The organism is Rheinheimera baltica DSM 14885 (genome assembly GCF_000425345.1).
Lineage (GTDB): Bacteria > Pseudomonadota > Gammaproteobacteria > Enterobacterales > Alteromonadaceae > Alishewanella > Alishewanella baltica.
This window is the reverse complement of the sequence record NZ_KE384353.1, coordinates 88,892-98,710: the sequence shown is the minus strand read 5'-3', so window position 1 is coordinate 98,710 and position 9,819 is coordinate 88,892. Positions and strand designations below refer to the sequence as shown.

10 protein-coding genes and 1 pseudogene are annotated in these 9,819 nt (G+C 42.9%); 7 read left to right on the top strand and 4 right to left on the bottom strand.

Annotated features, from left to right (window positions below; all coding sequences use genetic code 11):
• Both H595_RS0121020 and H595_RS23320 read right to left on the bottom strand, forming a co-directional pair.
• On the bottom strand, nt 1-920 hold a 920-nt coding region (locus H595_RS0121020; protein WP_027672885.1), incomplete at its 3' end, for an ISAs1 family transposase.
• A 50-nt stretch (nt 921-970) separates the two neighbouring features.
• Nucleotides 971-1,384, bottom strand: coding sequence for a hypothetical protein (locus H595_RS23320; RefSeq protein ID WP_051220046.1), 414 nt, complete (start codon nt 1,382-1,384; stop codon nt 971-973).
• A 217-nt stretch (nt 1,385-1,601) separates the two neighbouring features.
• Between H595_RS23320 and H595_RS0121010 the strand changes: the two genes are divergently transcribed.
• The 3 genes from H595_RS0121010 to H595_RS0121000 all read left to right on the top strand — a co-directional run bounded on the left by H595_RS0121010 (nt 1,602) and on the right by H595_RS0121000 (nt 4,378).
• Entirely contained in the window at nt 1,602-2,069 is a 468-nt protein-coding gene (locus H595_RS0121010; RefSeq protein ID WP_027672884.1) for a hypothetical protein, read from the top strand.
• Between the two features lie 168 nt (nt 2,070-2,237).
• Nucleotides 2,238-2,678, top strand: coding sequence for a BLUF domain-containing protein (locus H595_RS0121005; protein WP_027672883.1), 441 nt, complete (start codon nt 2,238-2,240; stop codon nt 2,676-2,678).
• A gap of 5 nt (nt 2,679-2,683) precedes the next feature.
• Nucleotides 2,684-4,378, top strand: coding sequence for a methyl-accepting chemotaxis protein (locus H595_RS0121000; protein WP_027672882.1), 1,695 nt, complete (start codon nt 2,684-2,686; stop codon nt 4,376-4,378).
• A gap of 530 nt (nt 4,379-4,908) precedes the next feature.
• Here H595_RS0121000 and H595_RS24065 read toward each other — a convergent pair.
• A pseudogene (locus H595_RS24065) lies at nt 4,909-5,061 on the bottom strand (transposase domain-containing protein); the annotation flags it as partial.
• 370 nt (nt 5,062-5,431) lie between these two features.
• Here H595_RS24065 and H595_RS0120995 point away from each other — a divergent pair.
• From H595_RS0120995 to H595_RS0120980, 4 genes are read left to right on the top strand one after another with little or no spacing between them, the layout of a single operon-like run.
• Nucleotides 5,432-6,043, top strand: coding sequence for a DUF6795 domain-containing protein (locus H595_RS0120995; protein ID WP_027672881.1), 612 nt, complete (start codon nt 5,432-5,434; stop codon nt 6,041-6,043).
• A 27-nt stretch (nt 6,044-6,070) separates the two neighbouring features.
• Nucleotides 6,071-7,231 carry a lipase family protein gene (locus H595_RS0120990; protein WP_027672880.1) on the top strand — a complete coding sequence of 387 codons (1,161 nt, stop codon included), beginning with the start codon at nt 6,071-6,073 and terminating at the stop codon, nt 7,229-7,231.
• 60 nt (nt 7,232-7,291) lie between these two features.
• Nucleotides 7,292-7,744 (top strand): hypothetical protein, encoded by a 453-nt coding sequence (locus tag H595_RS0120985; RefSeq protein ID WP_027672879.1) that lies wholly within the window; start codon nt 7,292-7,294, stop codon nt 7,742-7,744.
• On the top strand, nt 7,744-8,208 hold the full coding sequence (locus H595_RS0120980) for a hypothetical protein (RefSeq protein WP_027672878.1): 465 nt from the start codon (nt 7,744-7,746) through the stop codon (nt 8,206-8,208). The genes H595_RS0120985 and H595_RS0120980 overlap by 1 nt, the downstream gene beginning before the upstream one ends.
• Before the next feature lie 84 nt (nt 8,209-8,292).
• Here the strand turns inward: H595_RS0120980 and H595_RS0120975 are convergent, their stop codons facing one another.
• Nucleotides 8,293-9,660, bottom strand: a complete 1,368-nt coding sequence (locus H595_RS0120975; RefSeq protein ID WP_027672877.1) for a serine hydrolase domain-containing protein — start codon at nt 9,658-9,660, stop codon at nt 8,293-8,295.
• Nucleotides 9,661-9,819: the final 159 nt, after the last annotated feature.

Sequence of the window (9,819 nt, the reverse complement as noted above, 5' to 3'; positions counted from 1 at the left end):
AGCACCCAGTGCAGCTGGTTTTCAATACCCCAATGCTCTCGCACTGCACGGGATAGCCGCTCGGCGCCAAGCGCGGCTGAGCTGATAAAATAACGTTGCTCTAACACCGCACGCTTGTGCTTTTCCACCCGGTAAGTCGTTGCCATGCCTAAGGTTGTCAGCGCTGGCCAGGTGGCTTTGAGTTTTTCCGGCAATTCGCTGGCCGGACAGACCTGGAATTCACGGTACTCCAGACGCCCACGGTTCTTTTCCAGTGACTGTGCTGCACTGTCTTTATGCGCTTTACCCGCAAAGACTTGTTTTACTGCATCGTGCAGCTGCCCTTGGTTGCCTTTAACCGTTAGCAGGTAATCTGCTTCTTTATCTACTATCTGCTGCGCTATCTCTTTCTGGCATCCCATGGCATCCCAACTGACCAGGCATCCTTTAAGCTCCAGCAAGTTAAGTAGCTGAGGTATCGCCGTAATTTCGTTGCTCTTCTCGTCCGTTTTAACCTGGCCCATTACCACGTCATTGGCGCTGGCAAAGGCGCTAACCATATGAATAGAAGAGCAGCGGTCTTCCCTGTTGTAGGAGCCGCGCAGCGTTTTACCGTCAATCGCTACTACCTGACCATCAGTCAGTTCTGTACAAGCCTGCATCCAACTGGCAAAGCAGCGCTGTAAGGCTTCACTGTCCAGCAATGACATCACCCGCGCGATGGTGTCGTGTACCGGCAAGCCCAGTTTGAAAAAACCATGTTCTTGCAGCCAGTCAAAGCGGTTTTCACCGAAATCTTCAATATCTTCCCAGCCCTCACAGCCAGCAATGACTGCGCAAAGCGTTAAAAACACTACGTCAAACAAGGGGTAAACGACCTTAGCAGCTTGCCTTGGGTCTTCTAATTCTGAAAAGTGCTCTGCAAAAATATCGATGTTCATTAACCGGCTCCGCGTAAAAGCCAGTATCTGATCACAGCTGAAGATCTCGGTCAATCAGTTATGCTAAAGTCCGTGCTAAATGTTCGTGATCTTGCCCTGGTCAATGAGCGGCCTTCGAGTGCGAGGCTGGCACGCAAGATAAAGTGACTCTTTTTTTTGTCGGCGTTACTCCAATCAACCAAGATAAGTGGCTGTTTAGTTTGGATTAATGCTTTGGTTAGTGCCACATAAATCAGCGGAATGTCGGCCTGAAAAGCATCGTTGCTTAGCAGTCTATCTGCTCTTTTAATACAGTGTTTTTCATTGGCGGCACTTTGAATGCCGCAACCGATGGCAGTGACCGTGCATTTGCCGTTAGTGACCAAACTTTGCAACGATGCGCAAAGTGACGCCATTTTGGTTTTATGGATGCTTTTTGGAATGACAAATGAGAGAAAATCGGCGAGCATTCGTTGAACATTCATGGCGTGCTTCCGGTTAATTTTTATAGCGGAAGATCAGGAACTGCCATGAATGTTCCCTTATCGCCTAACTATTTGTTTTACCTACACCATTTGTGGAGATTCCTCAGGTATGCTATACTTTACCTTTCTTATATTTTTGTCTGATGTACATTTATTTGTTGACTAGTACACTGACTTGAAATTGGCGATTTGACTTGAAAACATAAGGATTTTTTTAATGGTACGTCACATAAATCTATTTGCTTCTATAGTTGTTATTTCACTCTCTAGCCAAGCAAGAGCAGCGGAAGACTTCTTCCATCATAATCCAGGGATTTTTGTTGGCTACACCCATGCAGAAAGTGAAACTGAATTCACCTTTGGATTTGAATATGAATACAAATTTAACCAGGAGTGGGGAGTCGGTTTTGTTTATGAAAAAATCAATGATGCTCATCATGGAGATGGTGTGACAGTAAAAGTTGCAGAAGTCTTCTATCATCCTTTTAAGAATTTCCGCGTAGGCGCTGGTTTAGGTGAAGAAAAGATTGGCGGTACTCACCCTCACATCGAAGACTTGTATCGACTAACTGCAAGCTATGATTACCACATCGGCGATTTTGGGCTTGCACCAACTATTGCAGTGGATTTTATTGATGGCCATCAGGCTTATGTTTTTGGTGTTGCGCTTATTAGGCCGTTTTAAAGACGTATTGTCTGAATGAGATAGGTGGTTTGAAAACTAATTGAATCTTAAAAACTTCTCAAGCTGCGTTAAAAGTTCTTTAATTAAATGTTAGGCAAAACGATCGGAGCTTAACGATCGAATATTGTTCGGAATGTTCATGGTTATAACAGTATAGGATAGAGAGCAATGATAGAACTCATATATGTTAGTAAAGCACAAAGCCGATTCAGTGAAGCTGAGCTAAAAGCCATGCTTGTTCAATTCAGAAAAAATAATAAAAGCAAAGGAATAACGGGTTTAATGCTATACGATGGCTATGGCACTTTTATACAGGTATTGGAAGGAGACAAGCAAAAAGTACAGTCTCTTTACCAACTCATCAGCAAAGATCCGCGTCACACCCGAGTGAACCTTTTGGGAGAAAGTCAAATTGACAAGCGCAGTTTCCCGGACTGGAAAATGGGCTTTAAGAATTTGGCTGACTTCCCGATGATCAACCTAGATGGGTATTCTGACTTCCTGGTTCAAACAGACCGTTCTGACTACCTGGAACAAAAACCCAGTTTCGCACTAGAGCTGATGAACTATTTTAGAAAGAATCAGGCCACAGACCTGGATAAGGGGTAACTAATATGTTCGCAAACTTAAAAATCTGTCAGAAAATATATGCGCTTGGATTCATTCAGGTAGGATTGTTACTTGCAGTTGTCGTTGTAGCCATCGTTCAAATGAATAAAATCGGTGTTGAACTAGTAGATATTGCGGAACGTGACATTCCTTTAACAGGCAAAATTACTCAAATCACTGAGCATCAATTGCAGCAAGCTATAGTGTTTGAAAGACTTTTATTTAGTGTAGCTTTAAACGCTTCAGACCAATCTGAACTTCATAGTAACCTTTCTCCCCTTATTGCCTACCTAAAACAGTTAGACCAAAAGCTAAATGACGAAGTGAGTGACGCTATCTCCTTTGCCGCCAGTGCAGCCGAAAACATGCACAGTAAGGAAGTAAAGGCGGAGTTTCTTAAAGTGCAAAATGCTTTACGAGACATACAAAACCGCACTTCACAATTTAGTGCTGAGCTTAAGAAAATTGTAGAGCAGGTTGACTCAATTCCGCTTTCACAACTTGCCAAAAAAGGTCACGAGCTAGAAGCTCTAGATGATGAGATCCAGCGCGAACTCACTACTCTTTTGCACGAAGTGCAAGAGTTTACTCTAGCTGCTTCACTTCAAGCTGAAAGCGACGAACAAGCCGGAATTCTGTTGATTGCTATAGTGGGCGTCATCGCACTTCTAATTGGCGCTTTCCTGCCCTACGTGATTGGTCGTTCAATTACTAACCCGATTAAACTCCTGTCCAGTCGTTTAACTGAAATTGCTGGTGGTGATGGCGATCTGACCGTTAGGCTCAATGATAATTCCAAAGATGAAACAGGCGATGTTGCAAGAACATTCAATAATTTTTTAGACACGCTTAGAGTATTAATCGGAACAACAAATTCGCACGCTGATGAACTTGGTCGTTCATCTGAGATCGCCATGAAGTCAATGCGTGAAACGCTAACTAATGTAGAGCAGCAAAGAATCGAAACCGAAATGGTTGCCGCAGCGGTGAATGAAATGAGTTCAACCACTCAGGATGTAGCAAAAAGTGCCGCAAATGCAGCAGAAGTGACGCAACAAGTGACCAGTAAAGTCAATGAAGGAAAGAAAGTCGCCGCAGACACACAATTATTAATTAAGCAGTTGTCAGAAGAAGTAGGCGAAGCATCAAAGGTTATTAAAGGCTTGGTTGAAGAAACCAACAATATTGGCAATGTCTTGGAGTCTATCCAGGGTATCGCTGCGCAGACTAACTTATTAGCACTAAATGCAGCCATTGAGGCCGCTCGTGCCGGTGAAAGTGGGCGCGGGTTCGCAGTTGTTGCAGACGAAGTCAGAACGCTAGCACAACGCACTCAAAACTCTACGGTTGATATTCAAGAATTACTTACCAGACTCAAAACGGAAGCTAACAACGCTGTGACAAGTATGAATAAAGGAAGTGAAAGCGCAAATTCCTGTCTAGAATACATTGCAAAAACCAGTCAAACATTTGAGGAAGCTTCTCACTCAGTTTTGCAAATATCAGATTTAAATATCACTATCGCCACGGCGGCAGAAGAGCAATCTTCTGTTGCAGAAGAAGTGAACAAAAACTTGCATAGAATTAGTACCCTTGCAGAAATAACTGCAGAAGGAGCCAGAGCCACATCGGATGCCAATACAACTATTGCGAAACGCGTAATAGATTTACACGCAAATCTTAATAAGTTTTTAGTTTAAGTTGGCCGTGTTGATCTTTGCTATTTAATTTCTAGCAAAGTTCAACATATCCTTATCTGGAATTCTTTTAGGTCTAGCCGATTTTCACTTTTAAGTAGAGAGTAATTTCAGGGTATTGATGCGTCTGGCGGTGGTCAATATGAGTTCTTACTTGTTGGCTTGGCTGTGGGATGACAAGATAGTTCTTAAATGGACAAAATAGAGTAAGCGTCCGGCGATCACAGGTTGATGCTCTAATTTAAGTGTCCACTTATTTTTAGTGGACACTTAGTGTCTTAAATGGCGTCGCCAGGTTGTGACGCTAAGTCGATGTTCCACGGCAGTAGCTCATGTTTATTGCCAAAATAGTTCTAAAGTGAATTGAGCTACAGGCGGCATATTTTGGCTGAAATGCCTGAACTTACGACAAAATAGTTTTAAAGTAAATTGAGTGATTTTTATCTGTAAGAGGAAGATTAAACACCCAACTAAAGCAAGATGACAAGGTTTATCAGTATGTTACGAAAACCTAATGAAACATCAATTTAGATCTATTTTGTCCACTTTAGAACTATTTTGTCCAACCACAGCTCATCGATGCGGTTGATGGGGTGATTGCCGATACGTTTGAGAACCGCAGTCAGATAGTCATTCGAATTGATGCCGTTCAGTTTGGTAGTGCCGAGTATCGAGTAGAGCACCGCTGGCTAATAACATCATTTAAATCAATTTATATAATAACAATATCAACACTTTAAATCACTTTTTGTGAAAAAATTCAGAATCCCGTTGGACCCTCTTTATGACGTTTATAAATAGCGATTAACTAGTAGGCCATGCAAGGCATGCTTAGCCTAGATGATTATCAGATCAAAATTAATAGTAGTAACTATGCAGCACAGCCCTTATAAACAAAGCCCCTAGCCTCTCTAGAAACATACCGCGATAGTGTTACCAGCCTTCTTCCATGCATCAAAAACATCAAACTCATATAATTAACATTAAAAAAACATATTTGACATTAATATATGCGACATTAAAATACTGACATAAATAAATAACAGGATTGTAGTAATGCTTGGATGGCAGCCTCTTTATAACAAGGCAATGGCCGCTGGCTTAGGGCTAATACTTTCTGTGTTAACAACTAACGTGGAGGCAGGGGTGTTTGGCTGGTTAAAACGAACAGAAATTAAGTGGTCGCCTGAAATAAAGGGTGTGGTCACAGAACATGGTAAGCCTGTAACGAACAGAGAAGTTAAGCGCAGGTCTTACTATGAAGGCGAAGAACGCTTTGACAGCACAACTACGGATGACAACGGTCGTTTTCATTTTCCGCAGAAAACCAAAAAAGTTCGCCGTGTCTTATTTGATGTCAGCGTATCAATGGAACTTTATGTTACGCATTATCCAAGCAAAGATAATCAAGATTTGGTCTTTCGTATCGCTAACCTTAATCACCTGAATTACAGGAGCCTCGATCTGATACTCAGTGATATGCAATGCGAATTAGCAGCCGCCACCAAAACAGAGCAATTGAAGTATCTGGAAGATCCTGAACTGTCAGACATTGCGCCCGCATTTTCATCAAAATGTCGATTCACCCACTCTGGCACAGCAGTATTCTCAAATGAAGAGTTGCAACGACTAATAGACGAAGACGCAAAAAATATTGAAAGCTTTTAATGCCCACCCCATATGCAAGGACGGATTATGAAGACTATTACCCCAAAAACGGCAGTATGGCTGGCACGAGCCCCCTACGAAGCTCAGGATATAAAAGCCGGGCAAAACTACACTGCAGGGAAAAGGTTTATCACAGAGCATTTTGACTTCAGTCAAACAGGTGGCGTTGTGCATGGCACTTCAGGAAGTGTAATATCTACGCTGTTTAACCGCACAACCGGTTTTGCGATTATAGGCAAAGGTAAAGGTCATTTTACCGGTGATGTTGCATTGGGTATTCGTGGCACAAATATGAAAAGTGGCCGTGACTGGTTTAGTAACGCCAATGCCAGTTTAGCCACAGCCGATAATAACAGTGCTGTGCATTCCGGGTTTCAAAAAGTGTTTAGGAGCATGCAGCCAGCACTGGAGAAACAACTGGCTCCGTTACTGAATACCAACAGCAATGGCGTAGTTCATTGTGCAGGCCACAGCTTAGGGGGCGCATTAGCCAGCCTTGCTGCTATTTGGATTAAACAGCGTTTTGGTAATCGTGTAGCACTATATACATTTGGCGCACCACGAGTTGGCTTAAATGACTTTGCTATGAAGTCATCTGGCAGCATTAATAAAATTTATCGTTGCCTGCACGGTGATGACCCTGTGCCTATGGTACCTGTGTGGCCGTTTTATCATGCACCTCTAAACGGCAGTAGTGTACTGTTAACATCAGCAACGGGTATTAATATCTCCTCACACTCAATGATGGAAAACCCTGGCTATGTCATAACGTCTCGCGGTCAATGGGAAGATTTACAACGCAAAGGTGACACAGTTAAAGCTGTGCGATTGTTTTACGAACGTCGTTTTGAATGCAGCTTTAGCACGCACTGGCAAGAACGCCTAACTCATGCACTTATCACCTTATTAAAAGATGCGGGATACTTAACGGCCGTATCGGTGCAAATGGGCGTAAGCGGTGTAATGACATTTTATGATTACCTGGCCGCCACGATTGAGAAAGTCGCGCTTATGTCGCCGCAATTTGAAACACAGGTAATGGGCTTGCTAGGCCACATGCTGGTATTTGCCGGTAAAGTGGTAACCACAATTACCGAACTTAGTGTGCGCTTTATTCGCTGGGTATTTAAAGTCACGCTAGAAGCAATGTATCGCGTAGCTCGCCAGGCAATTGAAATGGTAAGCTAACTTAATTTGTTGCTACTAAGGCTGGCCAGAAAAATTCTGCACCAGCCGGAATAGGCTGGTATGGACACCATTAAACTGCTTAATTTAATACCTTATACGTTTTTAAACCCGCTAATTTTGCTGGCGTATTTTGTGGTTTTTTCTGAAGACGGCGTGCTGCACCATCTCAAGCTTAAGCCTTTTTACGATCTTGGTGGCAACTGCCAGCGCATAAACCTTGCGGTATATCTTGGGTTTTGTGTTATCGCCAGTATCACCTTTATTGCTTTTAAACTACTGGTGCTTCTGCCACTAGCTAGTACGCCATTAACGGCTTTAGATATCACGCTGGTACAACCGGGTTGGCGGTGGCTTATTGCTTATGTAGTAACCGCGATAACACTTGGTACTTTGGCCTCACGCAATGGCATGGAGGGGAATATAGCCGGTTTTATCTTTGCGCCCTTTATATTTATCTCTTCATTATTGCTGACCTTAGCTCACGTACAGTGGTTACTGGCGGAGGTAATTTGATGGACCTAACCGTAAGCTGGTGGATGTACCTGCTTAATACTTTCACCCCCGTGATGGTCTTGATGATGTTGCTGCAATTAAGACCATCGCAACAAACAGAAACACAACCATCTGCTGGCAATGCTGCAGAACCCTTTTCGCTTTGGGTATCTGCCATTGCCGGTTTACTTACACAGGTAATCCTGGCGGCAATTTTGTACGCATTTTGGCTGGGGGCTCACTGGCTGGTATTCTGGCTGCTAAGTAAACCACTTTATATCGCGGCATATTTTTATAAACCCTCCGTGCTGGCCTATTGGTTTCCTTATTTGTTTGGGCTGTTTTTTATCAGTTATAGTGTTTATCTTCAACCCAAGCTGCGCTCAACACAGATTAAAGCCAGTATAAAAACACTGAATTATGTAGGCTGTGTTGCATCGGTTTATATGGTTTTTGTTACTTATTTAAAGTGGCTAAACCTATAAATAAAAACCTGAAAACAAAAACCTATAAAGAATATTTTTATTTATCTGCTCGGCGTTAAGCTGAGCCGCTTTCGCCTGTCACTTCTATTCAGTTAACAATTGTTTGATCTGATTCAGGCTTTGTTGCGCATTCTCCGACGCAGGAAATTTCTGAACCAGAAATTCAAATGCGCCTACGGAAGACGCCACGCCACTGCCATACCTTAGAGAATAAGCCCGATAAAGCAAAAACTGCTCAACGGCAGCCATATCGTTGCCCTTCATCGCTTTGACAGCGTCATAGACATCGTTCATTAGGCGAATATTATTCGCTAATGCAGCCTCAACAAATTGCTCTTTCAACGTTGCCATTTTGAATGCTTCAGGCGCAATAACCGACATTACGCTATCTGCTAAAACATCTGTCCATACGTCATTAGCATTGCCGTTGGTCATATACACCAGCGTGTAATTATCGGCAGCATTTTCAACATTATAGTAATGTCGCAGCTTTACTCTATTGCCGCCATCGTGCCCGACACGAATAAAATTATCTTCTACAGAGTACTCAAAACCAAACGCATAAGTCCCTGCAGTGCCGTCTGATAACATCATCGGGTTAAAGTACGTTTTCAATAACTGGGGTTTTACAAACTTGCCTTTAATTAACGCCGTGATAAATGTCGCCAGATCTTCAGGTGTTGAATACAGTGCCGAGTGGGCAAAAGAGTATTCAGGCCAGTCAATGTCCAGGTTTTTTATAATGACGCCATTAGCGCCTTGGTAGCTACTAACCATGTTATGCCTAACGGCTCTGGCACTAGCGTGCCCCGTGTTTTGCAAACCCAACGGTTTAACGATAACGTCATCAACAAGTTGTTTGTACGATTTTTTTGTTTTTAGCTCTAACAGAGAGGCCAGTAACAAGAAATTTGTGTTGTTGTAGCGATTTTCAGTGCCCATTTTAAAATGGGCCGGGGCCTGTTCCAACGACGAGTAAACAGCCTTTTTATCAGCAAGGAATGAGCCTCGCTGCATAACCGCATCAAAATAGCGAGGCACGCCAGATGTATGGTTCAACAAATGCGCAACGGTGACGTTTTGCCAGCTTTGGGGTAAGTCATCGAGGTAGTCGCGAATGGAGTGCTGCAAGTCAACCTCACCACTTTGCTCAAGTTGCATTACCAATACACTGGTAAACAGTTTGGCAACGGAATAGCTGGGGAATATATGCTCGGGGGTCACTTTAACGGCAAGCTCTTTGTTGGCATAGCCCTGCACGCCACGATATATCGGATGATGATTTTTAAGAATTAAAACAGATTGACCAACCACGCCAAACCGATTGGCATTTTTTACTAATTGTTTGTCTACAGAAAGAGACAATGACGACGCTGAATCCAATTCGGCCTGCGCCTGACAAACCCAAAAACTTAGTAAACAGGACAAAAGTAACCGCGAATAATACTTCATTTATCATTCCATTAATGCAAAAGGCTGACTTTAGTCGAAAAGATTAGGCATAAAGTTTAAATGAATTATTTTATTTGGCAAAAACTCATTAACAATCGGGGTAGGAATTACTGGCTGTACGGCAACAATACTTGTGTTTTTCTGCGTGCGCAGTATGCT

What these genes read in the sequence shown, in the direction of transcription:
- H595_RS23320 (WP_051220046.1), bottom strand. Translation starts at nt 1,384, where the DNA reads ATGAATGTTCAACGAATGCTCGCCGATTTTCTCTCATTTGTCATTCCA.
- H595_RS0121010 (WP_027672884.1), top strand. Translation starts at nt 1,602, where the DNA reads ATGGTACGTCACATAAATCTATTTGCTTCTATAGTTGTTATTTCACTC.
- H595_RS0121005 (WP_027672883.1), top strand. Translation starts at nt 2,238, where the DNA reads ATGATAGAACTCATATATGTTAGTAAAGCACAAAGCCGATTCAGTGAA.
- H595_RS0121000 (WP_027672882.1), top strand. Translation starts at nt 2,684, where the DNA reads ATGTTCGCAAACTTAAAAATCTGTCAGAAAATATATGCGCTTGGATTC.
- H595_RS0120995 (WP_027672881.1), top strand. Translation starts at nt 5,432, where the DNA reads ATGCTTGGATGGCAGCCTCTTTATAACAAGGCAATGGCCGCTGGCTTA.
- H595_RS0120990 (WP_027672880.1), top strand. Translation starts at nt 6,071, where the DNA reads ATGAAGACTATTACCCCAAAAACGGCAGTATGGCTGGCACGAGCCCCC.
- H595_RS0120985 (WP_027672879.1), top strand. Translation starts at nt 7,292, where the DNA reads ATGGACACCATTAAACTGCTTAATTTAATACCTTATACGTTTTTAAAC.
- H595_RS0120980 (WP_027672878.1), top strand. Translation starts at nt 7,744, where the DNA reads ATGGACCTAACCGTAAGCTGGTGGATGTACCTGCTTAATACTTTCACC.
- H595_RS0120975 (WP_027672877.1), bottom strand. Translation starts at nt 9,660, where the DNA reads ATGAAGTATTATTCGCGGTTACTTTTGTCCTGTTTACTAAGTTTTTGG.